At 40.4% G+C, this 21,975-nt stretch carries 23 protein-coding genes; 12 read left to right on the top strand and 11 right to left on the bottom strand.

The annotated features are described in order from the left end of the window. Positions 1-247: 247 nt before the first annotated feature. Positions 248-907: a GOLPH3/VPS74 family protein gene (locus ABD985_RS04490; RefSeq protein ID WP_345369552.1), complete on the top strand. Its 660-nt coding sequence runs from the start codon at positions 248-250 to the stop codon at positions 905-907. Between the two features lie 178 nt (positions 908-1,085). Here the strand turns inward: ABD985_RS04490 and ABD985_RS04485 are convergent, their stop codons facing one another. From ABD985_RS04485 to ABD985_RS04475, 3 genes are all read right to left on the bottom strand, one after another. After that, positions 1,086-1,511 (bottom strand): hypothetical protein, encoded by a 426-nt coding sequence (locus ABD985_RS04485; protein ID WP_345369551.1) that lies wholly within the window; start codon positions 1,509-1,511, stop codon positions 1,086-1,088. A gap of 113 nt (positions 1,512-1,624) precedes the next feature. Continuing rightward, entirely contained in the window at positions 1,625-1,819 is a 195-nt protein-coding gene (locus ABD985_RS04480) for a hypothetical protein (protein ID WP_345369549.1), read from the bottom strand. A gap of 153 nt (positions 1,820-1,972) precedes the next feature. Beyond that, positions 1,973-3,010, bottom strand: coding sequence for a GNAT family N-acetyltransferase (locus ABD985_RS04475; protein ID WP_345369548.1), 1,038 nt, complete (start codon positions 3,008-3,010; stop codon positions 1,973-1,975). Between the two features lie 148 nt (positions 3,011-3,158). Between ABD985_RS04475 and ABD985_RS04470 the strand changes: the two genes are divergently transcribed. The 5 genes from ABD985_RS04470 (at position 3,159) to ABD985_RS04450 (ending at position 6,726) form a co-directional block, all read left to right on the top strand. Then, entirely contained in the window at positions 3,159-3,323 is a 165-nt protein-coding gene (locus ABD985_RS04470) for a Lacal_2735 family protein (RefSeq protein ID WP_345369547.1), read from the top strand. Beyond that, complete coding sequence (locus ABD985_RS04465; protein ID WP_345369545.1) at positions 3,323-4,429, top strand: FAD-binding domain-containing protein; 1,107 nt, start codon at positions 3,323-3,325, stop codon at positions 4,427-4,429. Before ABD985_RS04470 ends, ABD985_RS04465 begins: the two co-directional genes overlap by 1 nt. Before the next feature lie 5 nt (positions 4,430-4,434). Then, entirely contained in the window at positions 4,435-4,605 is a 171-nt protein-coding gene (locus tag ABD985_RS04460; protein WP_345369543.1) for a DUF2256 domain-containing protein, read from the top strand. Next, positions 4,605-6,086, top strand: coding sequence for a cryptochrome/photolyase family protein (locus ABD985_RS04455; protein WP_345369541.1), 1,482 nt, complete (start codon positions 4,605-4,607; stop codon positions 6,084-6,086). The genes ABD985_RS04460 and ABD985_RS04455 overlap by 1 nt, the downstream gene beginning before the upstream one ends. A 235-nt stretch (positions 6,087-6,321) precedes the next feature. After that, positions 6,322-6,726, top strand: coding sequence for a hypothetical protein (locus ABD985_RS04450; protein WP_345369540.1), 405 nt, complete (start codon positions 6,322-6,324; stop codon positions 6,724-6,726). 145 nt (positions 6,727-6,871) lie between these two features. On the opposite strand, the gene ABD985_RS04445 is transcribed toward ABD985_RS04450, so the two are convergent. Further along, positions 6,872-8,308: a SusD/RagB family nutrient-binding outer membrane lipoprotein gene (locus ABD985_RS04445; RefSeq protein ID WP_345369539.1), complete on the bottom strand. Its 1,437-nt coding sequence runs from the start codon at positions 8,306-8,308 to the stop codon at positions 6,872-6,874. Positions 8,309-8,341: 33 nt separating this feature from the next. Beyond that, positions 8,342-11,581, bottom strand: coding sequence for a SusC/RagA family TonB-linked outer membrane protein (locus tag ABD985_RS04440; protein WP_345369538.1), 3,240 nt, complete (start codon positions 11,579-11,581; stop codon positions 8,342-8,344). A 423-nt stretch (positions 11,582-12,004) separates the two neighbouring features. On the opposite strand from ABD985_RS04440, the gene ABD985_RS04435 reads away from it, so the two are divergent. Then, positions 12,005-12,421 carry a hypothetical protein gene (locus ABD985_RS04435; protein WP_345369537.1) on the top strand — a complete coding sequence of 139 codons (417 nt, stop codon included), beginning with the start codon at positions 12,005-12,007 and terminating at the stop codon, positions 12,419-12,421. Positions 12,422-12,497: 76 nt separating this feature from the next. Here the strand turns inward: ABD985_RS04435 and ABD985_RS04430 are convergent, their stop codons facing one another. Continuing rightward, entirely contained in the window at positions 12,498-13,457 is a 960-nt protein-coding gene (locus ABD985_RS04430) for a hypothetical protein (RefSeq protein ID WP_345369536.1), read from the bottom strand. 259 nt (positions 13,458-13,716) lie between these two features. Between ABD985_RS04430 and ABD985_RS04425 the strand changes: the two genes are divergently transcribed. Next, positions 13,717-13,860: a hypothetical protein gene (locus ABD985_RS04425; RefSeq protein WP_345369534.1), complete on the top strand. Its 144-nt coding sequence runs from the start codon at positions 13,717-13,719 to the stop codon at positions 13,858-13,860. Between the two features lie 241 nt (positions 13,861-14,101). On the opposite strand, the gene ABD985_RS04420 is transcribed toward ABD985_RS04425, so the two are convergent. Beyond that, positions 14,102-14,593 (bottom strand): metallophosphoesterase family protein, encoded by a 492-nt coding sequence (locus tag ABD985_RS04420; RefSeq protein WP_345369533.1) that lies wholly within the window; start codon positions 14,591-14,593, stop codon positions 14,102-14,104. A 184-nt stretch (positions 14,594-14,777) separates the two neighbouring features. On the opposite strand from ABD985_RS04420, the gene ABD985_RS04415 reads away from it, so the two are divergent. Further along, positions 14,778-15,221, top strand: a complete 444-nt coding sequence (locus ABD985_RS04415; RefSeq protein ID WP_345369532.1) for a nucleoside-diphosphate kinase — start codon at positions 14,778-14,780, stop codon at positions 15,219-15,221. Positions 15,222-15,303: 82 nt separating this feature from the next. On the opposite strand, the gene ABD985_RS04410 is transcribed toward ABD985_RS04415, so the two are convergent. Together ABD985_RS04410 and ABD985_RS04405 are read right to left on the bottom strand one after the other, a co-directional pair. Next, on the bottom strand, positions 15,304-15,777 hold the full coding sequence (locus ABD985_RS04410; RefSeq protein WP_345369531.1) for a threonine/serine exporter family protein: 474 nt from the start codon (positions 15,775-15,777) through the stop codon (positions 15,304-15,306). Positions 15,778-15,853: 76 nt separating this feature from the next. Further along, on the bottom strand, positions 15,854-16,612 hold the full coding sequence (locus ABD985_RS04405) for a threonine/serine exporter family protein (RefSeq protein WP_345369530.1): 759 nt from the start codon (positions 16,610-16,612) through the stop codon (positions 15,854-15,856). Between the two features lie 86 nt (positions 16,613-16,698). Here ABD985_RS04405 and ABD985_RS04400 point away from each other — a divergent pair, with 86 nt between their 5' ends. Further along, positions 16,699-17,268: a DUF4251 domain-containing protein gene (locus ABD985_RS04400; RefSeq protein WP_345369528.1), complete on the top strand. Its 570-nt coding sequence runs from the start codon at positions 16,699-16,701 to the stop codon at positions 17,266-17,268. 79 nt (positions 17,269-17,347) lie between these two features. On the opposite strand, the gene hflX is transcribed toward ABD985_RS04400, so the two are convergent. After that, a complete protein-coding gene (hflX, locus tag ABD985_RS04395; RefSeq protein ID WP_345369526.1) occupies positions 17,348-18,574 on the bottom strand; it encodes a GTPase HflX in 1,227 nt (408 codons plus the stop codon). A 474-nt stretch (positions 18,575-19,048) separates the two neighbouring features. On the opposite strand from hflX, the gene ABD985_RS04390 reads away from it, so the two are divergent. Beyond that, positions 19,049-20,386, top strand: a complete 1,338-nt coding sequence (locus ABD985_RS04390; RefSeq protein WP_345369525.1) for a vWA domain-containing protein — start codon at positions 19,049-19,051, stop codon at positions 20,384-20,386. Positions 20,387-20,435: 49 nt separating this feature from the next. Then, positions 20,436-21,227: a M48 family metallopeptidase gene (locus tag ABD985_RS04385; RefSeq protein WP_345369524.1), complete on the top strand. Its 792-nt coding sequence runs from the start codon at positions 20,436-20,438 to the stop codon at positions 21,225-21,227. A gap of 185 nt (positions 21,228-21,412) precedes the next feature. Here ABD985_RS04385 and ABD985_RS04380 read toward each other — a convergent pair whose 3' ends face one another. Beyond that, positions 21,413-21,928 carry a hypothetical protein gene (locus ABD985_RS04380; protein ID WP_345369522.1) on the bottom strand — a complete coding sequence of 172 codons (516 nt, stop codon included), beginning with the start codon at positions 21,926-21,928 and terminating at the stop codon, positions 21,413-21,415. Positions 21,929-21,975: the final 47 nt, after the last annotated feature.

The raw sequence follows: 21,975 nt of genomic DNA, 5'->3' as shown, positions 1-21,975 counted from the left end.
CTATTACCTATTACTTTTTACCTTCTCCACACGTATAATATAGTAGTTAAGATTGAAGCTCTCGCATGATGTCAGTTTATTGCTTATCGGTTATCGCTTATTGTTTATAAACGATAACCGATAAGCGATAATCCATTACATGGCGTCTCTAAACTATATATTATCCCGTAGATAGCGACAGGATTAATCTTAAACACTATAGTATACATAACGACCAATAACGGCAAACACTTAACTCCCCTGTATTATGAAATTAACACTGATTGATCAACTTGTACTACTGGCTTTGGACGATGAAAAAGGAACATTCGTTTCGGAGTCCTATGAGATGAACTACGGCATTGCTGCTGCTATACTGCTTGAGCTTACCTTGGCTGAGAAAATTCAGATTCATGAGAAACGTATACAGGTACTCAATAAAGAGGCGGTAGCAAATCCTATTTTGAACCGTTACCTGGAAGAAATTCTGGATACCCGTAAAGAACATACAGTAACTCACTGGCTAGAACGTTTTGCTGAAAAAGCGTCTCTTATCAAGGAGGATACACTGCAGCATCTGGTAGAACAAAAGATTCTACAGAAGAAAGAGGGAACCTTCTTGTTTATCTTCCACTATGACAAATACCCTACGGTAGATCCGCAGCCTGAAAATCAGCTTAGAAAACGATTGGAAGGAATTGTTCTTTATAGACAAACTCCTGAAGCGGAAGAACTGATGCTTCTTAGTCTTATTAATGCTTGTCAGCTGGAAAAAGAGGTATTCGGTAAAGAAGATCAAAAAGCCGCCAAAAGTAAGATTGAACAACTTATCGAGCAACGGGAAGACACTCACTTGATTCATGCATCTATTGAAGAGATTCATGAGGCCTTAGCCTTAGCGGTCACTTTATTTATGACACATAGTTGATTGTTTTGTTTATCGCTTATTATCAGGATGATCCGTAAAATAAGCCTTAAACTACTCGAAGCACTATACTTCCGTGGACCCTCGCGTGACGCGAGGGCCTACATAATTTACTTTCTTAGGTTGACAACATCGCACCATGATGCGAGGGCCTACATCGTATCAATATCACACAGCTTAGTTACTCTTCTTCCCTTACTTTTCTCAAGTCACATAGTAAATAGGCTATGACTCCAAACAGAATACTGAGCAACCCTACTCGAATTATCCAAGGCTTTCGTGCTTCATAATAACTCTTGGTACGACGCTTTGCAGATTTCCCTAATACCGTTACCGCCTGAGGAACTCTCACACGAAAAGGTTTATCTCCTTTTTTTTCAGCCACCAACACTTCATCAACATATACCAACACATCTTGAGCTACCGGAGAGATATCACGCTTCTTCATTTCACTCCTTAGACGTTTTAACCACATCAGGGGTTTTCCTGCTTTTGTGAGAAAACGCTCAGAAGTCTTTACCACAATCTGTCCATTTTCAGAATAAACAGAAGCCTTCTCTTGCTCATTCTGAATTTCAATATCTAGGTCAAAATATAATTTTTTCAAGGGGATATAGGTTAGTAGGGTATATTTAAAAAGAAAGAGTTGAACAAGCTCAACTCTTTCCTACACTTTAGTATACTTTCTTTTTTCAATGGTTTTCTCGAGAAGACTACCATTTACTTGTGTGCTTCTTTAGCTGAAATCTTCACAGTACCATTCAACTTCCATTTTGCAGATTCACTGGAGTTTACTCCTTTGGGCACGTCCACTTCCAAATGCTCAAAGACATAGGTGATCTCCGCATTTTTCCCTGTCAGCTTATCATAAAGCCCTATAGCCAGATCTGGCCAGTTTGTTGATTCATTTGCCATAATTGGAAAGCATTAAATTTGAGTTACAACTTCTTTAAAATCAATCTCAATCAGACAACATCAACCTATTTTCAATCATTCACATATAGGAAGAGATTTTTCACTTTCTATTGATAGAAACATAGAACCTTTATTAAGTACAAAACACACCTCTTACCTCAGAAAATGCTTAAGATCAAAATACACCAATACATAGGTTTGATTTAACGCATCTGTTACCCTTAAAAGACATTTACTCCCCATCGGAAATGTAAACGTCATCAGGTAACTACCAGCCTTCATCATCCGTGATACATTCACAAAACGATGATTGGCAGTTACCATCTTCTGCTGTTTATCAAACAAGTCATTGATCTCACTTAGGATACGATTATTGGCTGTTTTCCCTTGAATTTCCTCCTCTTTAAGGACTATTTCTACTTTTAATGGCTCAAACACTGACTTACTCAGCATTGCATTAATATGAATGGTATTCTCCGTATGATGTAACTCAAAGCCTTGTCTGGTCAGAGAGCGCTGTACAGCAATGTTCTCTATCTGGCAGATCGAACGCATATAAGACTTCCCACTTTCCTTGGCGAAATTCTTCCCATAGGTCAATAAGTCATGATACAAGCCCCTTCTCCTGTGGGTATGGGTCACTCCACAAAGAATAGACTTTACCTTATCGGGATGTTCTAAATTGAAAGTGGCAAAAGCAACTACTTGCTCTCCGTCCTTCACAACAAAACATTTACGTTCTGGGTGTCCTCCGGTGTAACTCAACACCCAGTCCAAGTACCCTTCGGTTACTTGTTCATTATCCATAAATGGGTTCATGCGATAATGGTTAACGTACTTCCCAAAGGTTTCCCTTACCAATAAATGAAGCCCTGGATAATCTTCTGCTTCTGCTTCCTTAAACTGCAGCGTTCGATTAATCAGGGCTTGGGGTTTATAGGTGGTTAAGTCGAGATGGTAATAGGCCAGGGTATCCGTAATCTGATAAGGCATAGCCGTCTTTTCTAACTTATGCACCTGGGACAGCAGTGTAGTGCGAATGCGAACAATCGCCGTATCTACATTATGCTCCATGATCTGTTGCATCAACATATTACTGTCTATCCCCTCCTCTCTGGCCCTATAGACCACTAATCCAAAGCGATCACTGTCATTTTTAGCGTACTGAAGGTCTTGCATGATAGTAGGCATGGTTCTGATTGGTTTTGGTTATTTCATGTATCGGTTATTGGTTATCAACCCACTTCAATATACACATTATGAATTAAATAGACTCCAAACATTTTAACCTAAAATGAGGTTTACCTGAAAACAATCCTTTAATTAAACCCCTCATATAATGTTTGGACTATTCAAGAAGAAAGACCCTAAAGAGCAACTGCAAAAGAAGTACGAAAAACTACTAAAGGAGTCTCATACACTCTCTACCAGCAATCGTATCGAAAGCGATAAGAAGTACGCTGAAGCCATGGAAGTGCTTAAGGAAATCGAAAAACTCTCCTAATGTTTACGACAACACTTGATGAAATTATTGAACAGGTAGCCCTGATCTCTCCCTTTTCGTACGGTAAAACCCGTAATTACTTAGACGGAGATGTCACCCGTCTCTCCCCTTATATTTCAAGGGGAGTGATTTCTACCCGCTATGTGTTGGATACTTTAGTCCAAAAAGGTATCTCTCCCTTAAAAGTAGAGCGACTTACGCAGGAACTTTGCTGGAGAGATTACTGGCAACAGGTGTGGTTAGCTAAAGGTGACTCCATCGATACAGATTTAAAAAAGGAACAGGAGGAGGTCGAACACTGGGAAATGCCTACTGCTATCATAGAAGCCAATACCGGTATTGAAGTGATTGATCAGGGTATCGAAGACTTTTATCGCACAGGGTACCTGCACAACCACCTACGCATGTACATTGCTGCAATTACCTGCAATCAAGGTAAAAGTCACTGGAAGATCCCTGCCCAATGGATGTACTATCACTTATTGGATGGAGATTGGGCAAGTAATGCCTTAAGCTGGCAATGGGTAGCCGGCAGCAATAGTAATAAGAAGTATATTGCTAATCAGGATAATATCAATAAGCATAGCAAGCATCAACAAAAAGGCACATTCCTGGATGTTTCTTATGAGCAATTGGCTACGCTCACCACCCCAGATATTTTGAAAGCCACGATGATCCCTAACCTTCAGACTCCTCTTCCAGAAGTTTCTCCTATAAAGGTCTCTTCTTCACAACCTATACTAATCTACAATTGGTATAATATAGATCCCTTTTGGGAAAAAGACCTTGATGCCAACCGTATCTTGCTCCTAGAGCCCTCTCATTTTGACAAGTACCCTATTTCTCAACAATCAATGGATTTCCTGTTGGGACTTTCCGAAAATATCGAAGGAATTCAAGTATTCGTGGGAGAGTTCGATGCCTTAATGTCTGCCTATCCGGATTGTGAGATACATTATAAAGAACATCCTACCAATAATCATTATAAAGGAATACAACACCCTAGAGACTGGATTTCTTCAGTCGAAGGGTATTATCCTTCTTTCTTTGGTTTTTGGAAAAAGGTTAAAAAGGAACTCAAATCGCGTTATAGAGGTATGTATTAATGAGTATGAAAAAGCAACACCTTCCAACCAAGATCTGTAAAACCTGTGGACGTCCATTTGCCTGGAGAAAGAAATGGAAAGCCGTATGGGAGGAGGTACAGTATTGTAGTGAACGTTGCCGCAGGAATAAGCATAAACCTCTACAGCATTCCTCCACATCCAAATCCTCTGCTTAATGTATTCTGCAACACTTATCTTTCCACATCAGCTCTTAAAAGAGCACCCCGCTCTTCATCGCAGTCGACACGTTTATCTGATTGAGGAGCACCTCTTCTTTCGTCAATATGCTTTTCATAAACATAAGCTAGTATACCATAGAGCTAGCATGAAGTTTTACGAGGACTATTTGCAACAAGAAGGATATGAGGTGACTTATATTGAGAGCTCCCAAGAACAGTCTGACATACGACAGTGTATCGCTGCACTAGCTAAAGAAGACGTCTCCCATATTCATTTCATTAACCCTGTCGACAATTGGCTAGCACGTAGAATTTCTAAAAAAAGCCAAGAACACGATATAGAGCAATATATCTATGATTCCCCCTTGTATCTTAATACAATGGAAGAACAAGGACGCTTTTTTGAGCGAAAGAAACTTCATCAAACTACGTTCTACAAGCAACAGCGAAAGCAAATGAATATCCTGATGAATCAGGAGGAACCTCAAGGAGGACAGTGGACCTATGATCAGGATAACCGAAAAAAATACCCCAAAAAACAACGTCCACCCTCTATACAATACCCTAACGCTGATCAGTATTTTGAGGAGGCTATTGAATATGTAAACAAACACTACACCGACAACCCCGGTCAACTTCCTTCCTCTCCCTTATACCCAGCTAACTACGAGGAAAGTAAAAAATGGTTGAAGGATTTTCTGGAAGATCGCTTCCATGACTTTGGCGCTTATGAAGACGCTATTGTTATGGAAGAATCCATTCTACATCATGCGGTACTCTCTCCCATGCTCAATATCGGTCTTATTACCCCCAAGGAGGTACTACAGGAATCATTAGTATATGCAAAACAACAGAATATCCCCATAAACTCTACAGAGGGCTTTGTCAGGCAACTTATTGGCTGGAGAGAGTTTATAAGAGGTGTCTATGAAACTAAGGGAAGTATAGAGCGAACTACCAACTTCTGGCAGTTTACCCGAAAAATGCCCAACGCTTTTTACACGGCCCAAACGGGTATTCCTCCTGTAGACCATACAATTGAAAAAGTACTACAGACAGGTTATTGTCATCATATTGAGCGACTCATGATTTTGGGAAATTTTATGCTCTTATGTGAGATACATCCAGATGAGGTTTACCAATGGTTTATGGAACTCTTTATTGATGCTTATGATTGGGTCATGGTTCCCAATATTTATGGGATGAGTCAATTTGCTGATGGAGGGATTTTTTCTACCAAGCCTTATATCAGCGGGAGCAATTATATCAAGACAATGAGTGACTACGCTAAAGGTGATTGGTGCGATACCTGGGACGCGCTCTTCTGGCGATTCATGCATGAACACCGAGACTTTTTTGAAAGTGCTCCAAGGCTGAAAATGCTACTTTCCAACTGGGATAAAAGAAGTGAAGAAGAAAGAAAAGCCCTGCTAGAAAAAGCCAATAAGTACCTTACACAACTAGATACAACCTCATAAGCTTACAATCTATGAAATACCTAAAAAGGGTGATTGTCTTACTATCTTTAATCTGATAACTTTGTTTACAAGCTATAAAATTCTCATTAATAAGACTGTTTTAATTATTACATTACACTTCAACTTGGTTTGCCTTATGGCAAACCTCTCCATATTGTAGATGCAGAAACAATGCACACTTTCAATATACTTTTAGCCAATTACCCTTGTTTTTCACCTTAAATAACTATTACCTATGGCTTCTTTCCAAAAAACCATTAACCTGCAGTCGACTTATACCCAAACCATTTATGATCATCCTATTGAACTCCCTGCTGCCCCTTGCCCACACTGTCAGCATACCCAATGGAATACTCGAGAAGAGTTCACTCCTTGTGAGCATCTTTTATTTATTCATTTAGAAGAAACCGGGGAGTTTGCCTATCAAACCAAACGCTTCAAAAAACAATGGTCTTCTTGGCTAGAAGCTAGTAGTCATCCCTTTTTCCGGTTCACAGAAGCTTTTATCACTCCTTTCTTCTTGAGCCCTGTCACTTTACATGAGGTAAACTACCTTAGTATGGAAGATGACTCTTCTGTAGGGATTGCTACCTTTGGGTTTGCTCAATACCCTAGAGGGATGAAGGATGAAATTGATTGATGTTTGTTTATTAGGCTTTTTACTCATCGACAATCAACCGTGATAAACTTTATTATAACAAAGTCCTTCTTGTTCAAAAAAAGGTTGAAGAAATGGAAAAACAAGGCCCTTCCAATCTTCAACCTTTATAACTAACTCAATTCAATTACTGTACCCACCATAAGGCAACATCCTGCTGGTCTTTTCCTCCTAACGTTTGATCCACTGCTGCCTGATAATTCTCTGCATTCAATGTAGTTTCACTCGTAGGATACACTAATCTCAAAGGATAATTAAGTCCATTAATACTCGGGATAGGGGTTGGAATCCCTGTACGACGTTGTTCTGCCCAGGCTTCCCAGCCATTCAAGTAAAGGCTTAACCATTTTTGTAAAGCTATTTGCTCTTCTGCATTTGCTGCATCAAAGGCTACATCTGCTTCAGCCAGATAAGCAGCAGCGTCCGCTCCTGTCCATGATTCTACGGATGCATTCACCCCTGCTTCATAATATGCCTGCACATCACCGGAGATCATATTCTTATGCGCTGCTTCAGCCAGTAAAAATGCTACTTCTGCATAATCCATCACAAACCCGGGAAAGTCTCCAGCACCTGCAATAATATCCGATGAGAAGTCTGCATATTGCTCATCAAAGTTATTCGCAATACCAAATTGCGCACCCACATACCCACTGCTTCCTTGCTCCACATAAGCCGACAAGCGAGGGTCATTAAAGGCTACCAACTGATTCACCAAAATATCTGAAGGGAAAACATCCGAACGGTTCAGACGCTTACTATAAATTGGATTCATCTGAGATGCCGGTACATAAGGAAAACGAGCATTATCTGCATTGCTTTGCATCACCCCTGCCGACACCGCCTCCTGTGCCTTTGTCTTTGCCAATGCAGCCTCTTCCGTATCTGAGATACGTACAGCCATACGCAACTTCAAGGAATTAGCAAATCGCAACCAAAGTGTATTATCTCCTCCATAGATCAAGTCCGAACTTCCGTATACATTAACGGCTTCCGCTGCTTGAAGTGCTCCTATCGCTGTATCCAGACGCTCAAAAAGACCCAAGTAAATCTCCTTTTGCGTACTATAAGCTGGACGAATATTAGTAATATCCAATGCTTGCTCATAAGGCATTGCCCCAAAAATATCCGTAGCGGTATGCCACAACAATACCTCCATTACGGCAATTACCCCCTCGTAAGCCTCATACTTTCCTTCGGTAAAGCTTTCCGGAAACTTCTCTTTCTGTTGATCCAGTGATTGTCTCACCTCTTTCAATCTTCTCAGGTTGATATAGATATCTGCCCAATTACTTCCAAGGTTGTCTGGCTGTATATTATAAATACTGGCATTCGCATATTGCTCTTCTGCTACCTGATGAGAAATCAACAAACCGGCATTATCACCATTCAAAAAGTTACCTGCAATACCCCAAATAGCATTAACCATTAGAGGCTCTGGCGTAGAGGCATCAAAAGTGATTGCTTTAGGGTTCTGGTTGATTTCCTCAAAATCGGCCGTACAAGAAGCCATCATCCCTAATATTGCTCCACCAACACAGCATGCTTTTATTATCTTATTCATAGGTTTAATTCTTTTAACGTTCGATGATTTAGATTAAAAACCAAGGTTTACCTTGAAGCCATAGCTTCTTGGGGTTGGCAATGCCCCTTGCTCAATACCCTGTGTATTCCCTGCCCCATAAGTCGTCTCCGGATCAAAATGCTTTGGCCCTTTCAAGATCGCAAGGTTACTGCCGATAAGAGAGAATCCTAGTTTCTGGAATGGTGTATTCGTCAGGTAACGTGCCGGCAACTGGTATGTCAAGCTCACCTCACGCAATTTCACATAGCTTGCATCCACCACTGCAGTGGCTGCTGGCAATCTCCAGTAAGCAAAAGCATCATAAGCATTTAAACGTACCTCATTTGGTTTGCCATCCTCAGTAACACCTTCCAAAACTACCCCACCGCCTTCATTAGGGTTACTACGGATAGGATTTCCTAGTTCGTTCGTACCTACAGTCTCCTCCAACACTCCTGTACCTTTACCCCAGAAGTGAGTCAAAGAGAATCTTTCGCCTCCCCAAGAAGCATCCAATAATGTATTCAGGGTCCATGATTTATAGGTAAATGTATTTTGTAAACCTCCAATCCAATCAGGGTTCGCATTACCCAATACTTCCTGTGGACCTAATTGGTAATATCCATTAGCATCTACCAACTTTTCACCCTTGTCATTATAGACGAAGTTTGTTGCGATAATGGCGCCCATTGCTTCTCCTTCTTTCGCCACAACCGATGCATAATCATAAGACGACCCATACTCCAAAACGCCATTATTAGTTTCCGGATCTCCATCAATATCAATTACCTTATTGCGATAAGAAGACCAGTTCACATTCATATCCCAACGGAAGTCCCCCGTCTGTACAGGAGTAATACCCAATGAAAGTTCTACCCCCTTGTTCTCAATCTCTCCAATATTCGTAGAGATGCTGGTTACCCCGGTAGATGCCGGCACTGCTTGGTATACAATCTGATCATATGTTGACTTATAGAAATACGTAAAATCTGCCCTTACTCGATTATTGAACAAGCTCAAATCTGTACCCACTTCCCATGAATCCGTAAACTCAGGACGAAGATTAGGATCAAATACGGTAGAAGAACTAAACATAGCAGGGTTGGTTCCATAGTTTCCTACTCCAAGGGTGTTGACCAAACGGTAAGGGTCCGTATCACTACCCACTCTACCATACGAAGCACGAAGCTTACCATAAGAAATAATATTACTATACTGCAATGCTTGTAGCTCCGTAAAGATGAAACTCAAAGAGGTTGCCGGATAGAAATAAGTATTGTTATCCAATGGCAAAGTAGATGATTGATCCATTCTACCTTTCAAGTCTACAAAAAGCATATCCTTATACCCTAGTGTAGCACTAGCATAAACACTGAACATCTTTTTCTGAGATACATAATCTCTCATATAAGTCTCCGGATTTGATGAGTTCTCTGCCCAGAAAACATTATCCACCGTAAAACCCTGATCCGTTCCGATACCTATACGCTCATATTGATTATGTCTATAGTTCGTTCCGACAAAAGCATTCAGGGAAACCTTTCCGAACTGTTTATTAGCACTTAGGATAAAGTCCAGGTTGGACTCTCTTCTGTTACGGTTAGTCTTATAGTAGTATGGGAAGTCGGCATAACTACCATTGGCAATACGCTCCTCCTGTACATCTGTATAGGTATCCAAGCCATACTTTCCTGTAAGGGTCAACCAATCTGTAAGTCTGTAATCCATTGACCAAGCTCCAAAGATTCGCTCCCTGGTGTCTTCTGTAAAGTTCTTGTACACTACCCAGTAAGGGTTGTCCCAATAAGCCGGAGAAGGATCATTCCACCATGAGCGGTTCCATGTATACTGTGTCCCATCGCTCATTTGGTAGTTCTTCAATCGCTCAAAGTCCACATTCGTTTGCATCCAGAAAGCCGATGAAGCCATAAATGCTCTGGAGTAAGCGGCATCGTATCCTTGTGCTGGTCTGTTTCGCACATAACGATTAGAATAGTTCATATTCACTGAAGAAGACAAACGATCCGTAAAGTCAAATTTTGCCGCTACATTGAAGTTGTTCTTCTTATTGACACTATTCGGTATAATACCGGTCTCGTCTCTGTTCGTATAAGAAATCCTATAGTTTCCATAAGAACCTGAACCTGTCAAGGCTACGTTCGTATTAATGGCACGTCCTGTCTGGAAAAAGGCCTCTGGACCATTTTCGGAAGCGACCCACGGTCTTGTTTCCAGGTAATTATCCGCTACAGGATCCAATGCATCCCAATGAATAACAGGAGATCCGTCAAACTTAGGCCCCCATGAAGCATCATCACCAAAGTTAACAAACACTTCATCCGTTCCATCTCCATCCACATCTACATAGGTATGGGAATAATCTCTGTACCAGTTGTCATTGGCATCTTTTTGCCATACTGGATAGCCTGCTCCATATTCCTTCTGATACCTTGGCAAGGTACGTTGATTCACCTGACTGAAGATCACTCCGGTAGAGATATCTACGCCTGTTTTCCCTGCCCCACTACCATTCTTGGTCGTAATCATTACCACACCATTTGAACCTCTAGAACCATAAAGTGCAGCAGCACTGGCTCCTTTTAGCACTGAAATGGAAGCAATATCTTCTGGGTTAATATCCGCAATAGGGCTACCCCAGTCAATACCTCCTGATCCTTGGTTTTGGTAACTTGAGTTGGTACTTGAGTTATCAATCGGCACACCATCTACAACAAACAAAGCCTGATTGTTTCCCAAAGAGCTCTGTCCACGGATAATAACATTCGTCGAACCACCCATCACGCCGGAAGCCTGTACCTGTAAACCTGCCACCTTTCCAGATAAAGAGTTAACCATATTTTGTTGTGGTACCTCACTCACTGACGAGCCACTAACTTCTTGTACCGCATCCCCCAAAGAACGCTTATCCCTGGTAACACCAAGAGCGGTAACCACCACCTCGTCCAGCTCGGTGACTTCCTCTTTCATACTTACCTCGATAGAAGCACGGTTGTTGATCTCTTCCACCAAGGGTTCCATTCCGATCAAGCGAAATGTCAATACATTATTACCTTCCGGTACGGATAACATAAACTTACCATCTATGCCGGTAACCGTTCCTTGTTGCGTCCCTTTAACCTGAACAGTTACTCCCGGTAAGGGTAATTGATTGGATGCTTGCTTTACAACGCCTTGTACTACGCGCTCCTGAGCAAAACCAACAGCAGCACTCATACATAGTAGCAGTAAAAGTGATAGTTTTCGTAGATTCATGTCTTGGAATTTTCAAATTGAGCAGTAGGAGTGTTTCTCATTCTCTACTCCCTGATTCATAAAAAATGCCCAACGCGTTTAGGGTCTTTTTGATTTACAGCTGCAATAATGAAATCAATATAAAGGGGATTTTACGAAAGAGTGAATTCTACTAGAGGATTGGGTAATAACAGGCAAAAGACGGATAAAATTATCCTTATTAGCATAATATTTGCTCACGATACAAAATACTTACATATAAAGTAACTGAATTACGATTAACAAAATAATATACTAATCTCCTTATTGATACTTTAGTGCTTATGTACTCAAAAGTATTGTAGTCTTTTTATGGGTAATAGATAAAACACGTTACCCCTTTACTTCTTTTTTTACATCTAGTAGTGCTCATTTTCATTAATGCACTACATAAACACAATCTTTATGATCAAAGAGGAAACCTTACTAACGATCAACTATTATGATCCACTAAAAAAGTTGGTCATTACCAAAAGTAAAACCAGTAATAGCAGAGTTCCTAACAGAAAAGAGTACGAAGAAGTCGCTTTACGCACCAATAACTTCTTACTCCAATACCGTCCTATACATTGGATTATTGATTTAAGAGAAATGCACTACCCCTACCCAAAGGAACGTATGATACAAGAGGCAACACAACAAATGCAACGCTTTGAATACTTCGGAGTCAAAAATGTCTATTATATTACTGGCGATAACCCTCATGCTATTAACTATGCAAACATTTTCATTGAAGAAGTTAGTATTGACTATTCTAGTGAAAAATTCTCTTTTAGTGCCTGGTCTGCTTTAGAGGAGTGTATGGAACATGTAGAAAGATAATTAAAGTCTTATAAGAATACAGCCCCACGTGCTAGCACATGGGGCTGTATTGATATTTAAATTAGCCTTATAACCCTTACTTTACAATAACTTGTAACCCTCTCAATCCCATATCCACTACAGGTTCTTGAATATTTCCTTCTACGTCAATATCCCATTCTCCATTGGGGTTAGCATCAATCCACTCGAAACTATTATTTGTAGAGAAGGACAGCGTCACTTGCTTGTTCTCGGTCTCTTCTCCCGTAATCACCAAAGGCTCCTCCAACTTACCTGTCACTACACAAGATCCTTCTGGAATGGTCACTCCAAACTCTTCCAATGGGTTCACGACCGTTACACCTCCTGCAGGGATTTGTTGTTGTAAGACTCCAGAAGGGTTACTTTGAAGGTAATATCCCTGCAAAGGCTCCTCAAACTGTGGCTCAAAAATCCAGAATCCTTGTGGTTTTTCTGAATGAACCTCTATTGTCTGCTGCTTAGCAGTATGAGAGGAAATGTAGGTGTTGAAGCCAATAAACCCAGCCAATGTTCCTTTCTGCTTATTATAATCCCCCAAGTAAGGAAGGTTCAGTAAATTAAACTGTACATCGGCATTCTGATAAGTAACCGATACTCTAAGGTATTCATAAGTTCCTGCAGGCAATGCTGAAATGGGAACCTCCAGAAAAGTCTCCCCTTCTCCATGCTGAATCGCCTCATCAAATTCGATGGCATTCGGAAACTGTGTATTTGCAGAAGAACGTGTAGCTCCTTCATACACCACGGCTCCATCTCCAATCATCGTCCATTTATCCTGTACAAACTCAATATAATGTACACTCATGCTATTGAACTGTGGAGATTGGGCTGCATTGCCTTCTGCGACACCCACCGGTTTACCAAAGTTATCCAAACGTTCCTGAGCCTCATTAAAGGCAAATTCAAAGTTTAACGTTGCATCAGAGGGATTCTGCTCCTTATCTTCCTGCAGCTCACAAGCTGTCAGAGAACAACCCCCTAATACTACAATTCCTAAAAAGTTTTTGTAACGCATAAATATATAGTACCGATTAGTAATAAAAATAATTAACCCCCTAATACATAGAGGATAACAGATAAAAACAATAGGTAACAGGTTAATATGAGCACTTTAAATTAACATACTCTTATCTTTTACTTTTTACCTTATACCTCTTACCTCACAACATAAAGGTATATTTATTAGGGAATAATTTTTCATTTAATGGAAAATAACCTTAAATTTGCACGCTCATTAAGTTAAGTAATGGATTAATCATAAAAGTTATATAAACATGGCTTCTACAAAATTGATCAGAAAAGCTCTTAAGAACAGAATGAGAGCGATCGCTAGAAAGAAAACAATGAAGAGACAAGGTGCTAAGCCGGTTATCAAGAAAGTTGACGTAGAGGAATTGAAAGCTTCTTTCAACAAGTAATCACCGCCTTGTTTATTACAACAAATGGATAGCAACATGACTTCTGAAGTCAGACTGCTATCCATTTTTTTATGCTTTTATATTTAGGGGCAAACACAAGCGTCGCCCTCAATGCTGTCAACTTAAGGAAATAGTACATATAGAGAGCGTAGTGCAAACCCGCTGCAGGTCGTAGCGTGGACGCTACGACCAGTTTCTACCTTTTTACTTTCGGCTTAAATTGACGGCATTGGGGTCGCCCTTACTTTGTACCTAGTTCCACCACATTTAGCTTCTCCACTCTTCCCTCTCCTACCTCTATCAATATTAGCGTACGCACCTTATGAAATCCTTTTAGACCTGCGGCTCCGGGGTTGATATGCAATAGATTTCTTTGAGTATCTGGAATGACCTTAAGGATGTGGGAATGTCCACAGATAAAGAGATCTGGTTTGACTTCGTCCAGTCTTTTTTTAAGTTTTGTAGTATACTTTGGAGGATAGCCTCCTATATGTGTCATCCATACACGTATCCCTTTACAATCAAACAATTGTTCTTCCGGAAACTCCCATCGCAAAGGGCCTCCGTCAATATTTCCATATACTGCTCTCAGGGGAGCTATTTGCTGTAAACGATCAGTCACTTGCAGATCTCCTATGTCTCCTGCATGCCAAATTTCATCACATTCAGATAAATGCGCACAGATACGATCATCAATATATCCGTGTGTATCTGATATTATTCCTACTTTCATACGTTTCGTAAATACTTTTTTTTATCCTTCTTCCTACCGGATAATATTTTTCAATAATAGGTGAAAAATTTACACTTTATAGAGAAGATTCTCCATAAAAAGTATAGCTTTGTGGCACATAGGATAAAACCAACATGCTTAATTAACAACCATTCAACAATAAATTACAAACCTTTTATAAGAAATGGCAGGGAATAGAACATTTACGATGATCAAGCCAGATGCATTTGAAGCAGGACACTCTGGTGACATTATTAAAATGATTGAAGAAGCGGGCTTTAGAATCGTTGCAGGAAAAGTTACTCAACTTTCTGCTGAGCTTGCTGGAAAATTCTATGAAGTACACCAGGAGCGTCCGTTCTATGGTGAGCTTTGTGAGTTCATGAGCTCTGGTCCAATCATCGCTATGATCCTTGAGAAGGACAATGCCGTTGAGGACTTCAGAACACTTATCGGAGCTACTAACCCTGCAGAAGCAGCGGAAGGTACAATCAGAAAAAGATTTGCTAAATCATTGGGAGAAAATGCCGTTCACGGTTCAGACTCTGACGAGAATGCTACTATCGAAGGAAACTTCTTCTTCACTCAATTTGATGAAGTAGGCATTAGAAAGGTAGCTGCTAACTAATTTTTTGCAGCACACGATATATTACCTTTGACCTTTCCCAATAAACATAAGCTTACCGAAACAGCATAAAAAACGCTGTCCCTTATTTTCTAAGGGCAGCGTTTTTCTTTTTCATCTTTTTCTCCAATCGCTTCAATCTATATTGAGTGAAAATTCTAAATACTGATGAGACTAACACAATGCTGATAGCAATCGTACCAGCTTCCAGAATGGCATTCGTTCCTTTATGCATGAATAAGTCAAATTCTCCTTCTATAGAGGCTACCATGGTATAATAAAGCCCTCCTCCGGGTACCATGGGAATAATTGCACTAATCACAATAATCGTCGTGGGGATTCTTAAAACTCTGGCTACTGCTTCAGCATAGATTGCAGCCATAGAAGCCCCCGCAAACATTCCTATAATTGTAGAACCAGAGTACAAAAGGCCTAGTTCGTAAAATAACCACGCCAGAGCTCCTCCTCCTCCGGCATAATAAAGATATTTCCCTCGTACATTGAACAAGAAAGCAAAACACAAGGTACTGATAAAAGCTAATAACGTATTGAACCACATATTTTAGTAAGGTAAAAGGTAATAGGTAAAAAGTGAAAGGTAGTAGAGGCAACCCCATGTAGCTGCCCAAACGGGCTCAAGAAAAAACATACCACAACTTATACACCACACCGGTACCTGCCGATATAGCCAAAGCTATAAACAAGGCCTCCAAGGCTCTGGACATTCCACTTACCAAGTCCTCTGCGATGATATCCCGAATCGCATTGGTCATCGCCAATCCCGGTACCAATAGCATAATCGCCCCAATTGTGATCTTATCATCCTGTTCCCCCAATCCCAAATAGACGGCCAACAATCCCATCAGAGCGGCTATCACACCACCACTCATACGAATCAGGAAACGGTTGATTCCCCAGCCCTCCAGGTACTGATTATTGAACTGAATCAATAGTCCTACAAAAAAAGCTACTATCGTATCTTTCCAAGCCCCACCAAATAATAGGCAAAATGCCGCTACGGCAATGGCCGACATTAAATATTGAGACCATATTGCATAAGGGGTACTATCATCAATCTCTCTAATCTTGTCACGCATCTGTATCTCGGTCATGTTTTGCTCAAACACTGTACGTGACAACTCATTGACCATACGCACCTTCTCCAGATTCACTGTTCGCTCAGTAATCCGCTGAATCAATGAATAGGTCTTTCCTTCACGGTCCGTTACAGAAGACATAATCCCTGTGGGGGTCACAAAACTATCCACGTTTTCTACCCCATATGCCATACATATAAAATTTATCGTTTGCTCTACCCTGTAGGTCTCTCCTCCATTTTCCAACATAATCCGCCCCGCTTTGGTGGCCAATTGAAGTAGTCTCTCCGTGGTCATTCTAATTACTGATTTTTAAAAAAGAACTTATTGCTATTATATCATGTCTTCTAACAAAAGAGTACTCATGATATATCCATAAGTCTATGCAAAAGTTTATAGGTTTAATAGTATTGCTGATGATAAGTAGCTGTGCCTCTCAACCCCCTACTTCTCAAGATGGGCAACTTACCAAGAAAGAACAGAAGGCCCAAAAGAAAGCTCAAAAAGCCACCCAAGAAAAAGCCTTAAACGAACAAGCCAAACTAGCCTTACAAAAACAATGGTTCGTACTAGAAACCCATACGCTCACCAATAATAAAGGACGTCCAGTCAATGTTTCCACAAATACCAATTTTATAGCCGTCAAAGGAGAAACTGCCGTAATTCAAATTGCTTTCCCCGGAGGAGTAATGGGCCCCAATAATATTGGAGGTATTACCGTAGACGGCAACATCAGTAATGTAGACCTTAAGGAAAATGATAATGGAAGGGTATATATGACTTTCAGCGTGCTAGGAGCAGGAGTCAACGCGCAGGTAAGGATTAACCTCGATGGAAGCAACTATGCCAATGGAAGGGTATCCTCTCAAACAAGAGGTGGTTATATTGAATTTAGGGGAATTGTGGTGCCTTATGAGAAATCAAGAATCTACCAGGCTCCAAGCCGGTTTTAATTTTTAATGAAAAATGAAGAGTTAAGAATGAAGAATGGGAGATAATTATTCTTCATTCTTCATTCTTCATTAAAAAAGCCTACTCTTCTTCATCTTCCTTATACAACCAATGCTGGTTATAATCATATTGGTTATGGTTAGGGAAAATTTCGTAGTACTTATCCGACACTAGCTTGAATACTCGCTCTCTCAGCTCTTCAATATTGATATTATTGGTTGCAGAGATAAAGACACTATCCGTACCTTTTGCCAGGTAAGACTGTTTCCACTCCTCTACCGTTGCTGGTGGGTGATCCTCAAATGGAGGATATTCTTTTTCCTCAAAAGCATCAATCTTATTGAATACCATCAAGGTTTTCTTATCTCCCGCTCCGATTTCTGTTAGCGTTTGATTGACCACCTCTATATGCTCTTCAAAAGACTCATGGGAGATATCTACTACATGAATCAGGATATCTGCATCAACGATATCATCCAAGGTAGACTTAAATCCTTCAATCAAGGTAGTAGGGAGTTTACGAATAAACCCTACCGTATCCGTCAGCAAAAACGGAATATTGTGCAAGACCATTTTTCTTACGGTAGAATCTACTGTCGCAAACAGTTTGTTCTCCGCAAAGACATCTGCCTTACTGATACGTTTCATGATCGTAGACTTCCCGACGTTAGTATATCCTACTAAAGCTACCTTCACTTGGCGGTCACGTCCTTTTCTACGAACATTACTTTGCTTATCAATTTTTTCCAGCTTCTTCTTCAACAAAGAAATCTTGTCACGGATAATACGCTTATCCGTCTCCAGCTCTGTTTCACCAGGACCTTTCATACCAATACCCCCCTTTTGACGAGAGTGGTGCGTCCACAAGTTCGTCAGTCGAGGTAACATATATTGGTACTGAGCCAGCTCTACTTGCAACTTGGACTGTGCCGTTTGTGCTCTCTTGGCAAAAATCTGCAAGATCAATAAGCTTCGGTCAATAATCATTACCCCTTCCATTTCCCTGTCTAGGTTACGAGAGTGAGCCGTCGATAGATCGTCATCAAAGATGACCATATCAATACCATGATGCTTAACGTAAGCCTTTATATCTTCCAGCTTCCCTTTTCCTACAAAAGTACGAGTATCTGGATAGTCCAATCGTTGCATGAACTTCTCCTTCGTTACGACTCCTAAGGTAGATGCCAGAAACTCCAACTCATCCAAATACTCCTCTGCCTTGGCCACCGACTCTTGCTTTGGAGATACTGCGACTAATACAGCGGTAGGCTGCTTGGTATCACTAGTATATTGAAATTCTTTCTTCAAATTATTACTTTATTTAAGTGATTCATTTTCAAAGGGTATAACCCTTTTTACCCTTATCGTTCCATTCAAATAATGAAACCTTTTATACTCTTTTTCTACTACACTTCTACTTTCTTCCTTTTCAGTATAACAAATCCAAGAAGGGTATTGCTTACAAAATTAAGTATTTCGTAAAAAACTCTATGATATTCCCTTACTTTATTCTTTTATCTCCTCTTTTAAAATAGGTTAAATCAAGGAGATTGAGCCATAATTGGCCCAATTATCGTCTGTTGTTCATAATGTTTAGTTGAGCTTCGCTCGTTGATGATGTTTAGGTGTTTCGGTGTTTCGGTTATTATCATTTAACTCGATCCAACAAGTAACATAAGCTATTCAACTAAACATTATGAACGAGCGAAGCTCAACTAAACAACATGAACATTGCCCACTAGACAAGGATATTTGTCTTATAATCCAAAACCATACATCATTATGAAAAAATCCATTGCATACTTCCTTAGTACCTATTTCGTCATTCTATGCCTGCACCTATCGGCACAAGCACAACTTCAGGTTGACGTCCGCAGTGAAAGTACACATATTACCCCCAATACTGAAACGTTCAGTATTCTGTTTGACGCCCAAGCTCCTAAGGTTACTCCAAAGACTACTCGACCACCGATGAATATCGCCTTGGTACTGGATCGCAGTGGCTCTATGAGTGGAGATAAACTACATTATGCGAAGAAAGCTTGCGAGTTTGTGGTTGATAATCTTTCTAGCCAGGATTACCTCTCTCTCGTTATTTATGATAATGAGGTGAATGTGCTACAGCACACGGTACATCCTACCAACAAACAACAGCTTAAGCAGTTAATCAAAGGCGTTACGGATCGTGGCAGCACCAACTTAAGCGGAGGAGTTTTGGAAGGATACAATCAAGCGAAGGCCGTTTTTGATGCACAAAATGTCAATAGGGTTTTCTTACTCTCCGATGGCTTGGCCAACGAAGGTATTACGGACCCTGAAAAACTCAAGGAAATTGCCCGCACCAAAAACCTGGAACTACAACTTGGCTTATCCACCTTTGGCGTAGGCAGTGATTTTGACGAATTACTGATGACGGGCATGGCAGAGCAAGGAAGCGGTAATTATTACTTCATAGACTCTCCTGACAAGATTCCTGAAATCTTTAAAGAAGAGCTTAAAGGCCTTCTGTCCGTTTATGCCCAAAATGCGACCTTAAAAGTCAGCTATCCTACACAGTATATGCAATTACAACAGGTTAATGGTTATGAGTACCAAATCACTCCTAATCAAGAAATCCTAATCAATTTCCGAGATATTATTTCTGAAGAACTGAAATCCGTTCTCTTTACCTTCAGTCGCTTAAATACACTTTCAGAAAGCCTCACCTTTACTTTCACACTGACCTATGATGATGCTGAAACCTTTGAACGTAAAGAAGTGAGGAAAACCATCCATGTAAACAAGACTCAGGAGGAAAGTGTTTACTATAATAACAGAGACCCCAAAGTACTGCAAATGAGCGCGCTATTTCAAGCCAACCAAGTATATGAAAAAGCGATGCTACTCGTAGACCAAGGAGCTACAGAAAAAGCAAAGGCACTCCTGAAGAAAGCATTGGAAAACCTCTCACAAACCATGAGTACTTTACCGGAAGACGAAGAGCTAACGGCACAATACAATGCCATCAAAGTGTATTACGAACAAATTGATAGTTATCAACAAATGTCTTCCCAGGAACAAAAAATGTATCAAAAATCTCAACGAAATGTCAACTACAAGATGAAGAAGAGAAAAAAATAATAGTATTTTACCCTGTAAAACCATGGTATCATTCAAATAAGTTAAACTGATGAAATACATTATTTATGCCCTGTTATTTTTAGGAATAGCTGCCTGTACCAGCGTACCCATCACAGGTAGAAAACAGCTAACGTTCATTCCAAATGATCAAATCTTATCTTTGAGTAAGCAAAGCTATAGGGATGTGTTAAAAGACAGTAAACTATCCACCAACGAGCTGCAAGTTCAGCGGTTACGCAAAATAGGAAACCGTATTTCAAGTGCTGTTGAGCAATACTTAAAAAGTGTCGGAAGAGAAGATTTAATCAAAGGCTATGTATGGGAATTCAATCTGATCGAAAGTGATCAACTCAACGCTTGGGCCATGCCTGGAGGAAAGGTAGCCTTCTATACGGGTATCCTCCCCGTATGTAAAAATGACGATGGTATTGCAGTAGTCATGTCTCATGAGATTGCTCATGCCATAGCCCAGCATGGTAATGAAAGAATGTCTCAGCAGCAAATACAACAAGGCTCCGCTTTAGTACTGGATGCCGCTATGATGAACAAAAGTCCTGAGACCCGTGCATTGGCAATGACGGCCTTTGGTTTGGGATCACAAGTAGGAATTATGTTACCCTATAGCCGTAAACACGAAAGTGAAGCGGATGAACTAGGACTGTATTTTATGGCGCTGGCTGGCTATAACCTACAAGAAGCGCCAAAGTTCTGGGAACGTATGGCAGCAACTGGAGGAGGAGCGCCTCCGGAGTTACTTTCTACTCACCCATCCCATAGCACCAGAATAAAAAATATGGAGAAAAACATTCCTAAGGCGGAAGCTTTTGCGAAGAAACAATAAAAGAAGCTTTATAAAGGTTGAATCGTTGAATCGTTGAATTTCACCTTCGGTGAGTTGATTCGAGTTGAATTGTTCGTTGATACATCTTTATACAACAATTCAACTCGAATCAAGACGCCATGTAATGGAGCGAAGCTCAATTCAACCCAGCAGCTTGCTGCTGAAGTTCAACGATTCAACAATCTTTAGACTAGTACTCGGTTCTTAAGTTCACACTCCTCATACCCTGGAGAAAAAATTCCTTCCTCAATCCAAAATCCCTTAAAAGAATGTGGTCCTGTCAACTGGTAGATCACCATTCCAGCATACTCCTCGTCCTCTTCATGATAATAAAAATTCAAGACAAGCTTGTCATCATATAAGAAGCCCTCTCCTAACTGTCCTTGTCCACTGATCGCAATGTCCCATTTCGCCTTGAATTTCCCTCCAATGTAACGAAGATTCAAATGTCCATAATACATCTTGTCTTTATCGCCGGGGTTATGCCCTTTTAAGGCATAATTTCCTTCTATATCTTCAGGCTTAAGCTGTAGCATTGAATTATCCAACGTATCCAAAGGAGTATGTTCTTGCTCATAAGCAATTTTAAATTGCTCAAAACGTTCTTTGATATTCAACTCGTTGGTTGGCCCATCTAGTAGCAATATGTTTTCTTTAGCAGAAGGTAGCTTTAATAATTTCTTTAATTTTTCCCAGCTCATTGCATTTGAGTTCGTTAGTTTGAATAGAATGTTGTAAACAGGATTAT

The organism is Algivirga pacifica (assembly GCF_039543525.1).
GTDB classification, from domain to species: Bacteria; Bacteroidota; Bacteroidia; order Cytophagales; family Flammeovirgaceae; genus Algivirga; species Algivirga pacifica.
The sequence above is the reverse complement of the archived record's forward strand: the minus strand, read 5'-3'. Positions and strand labels throughout refer to the sequence as shown.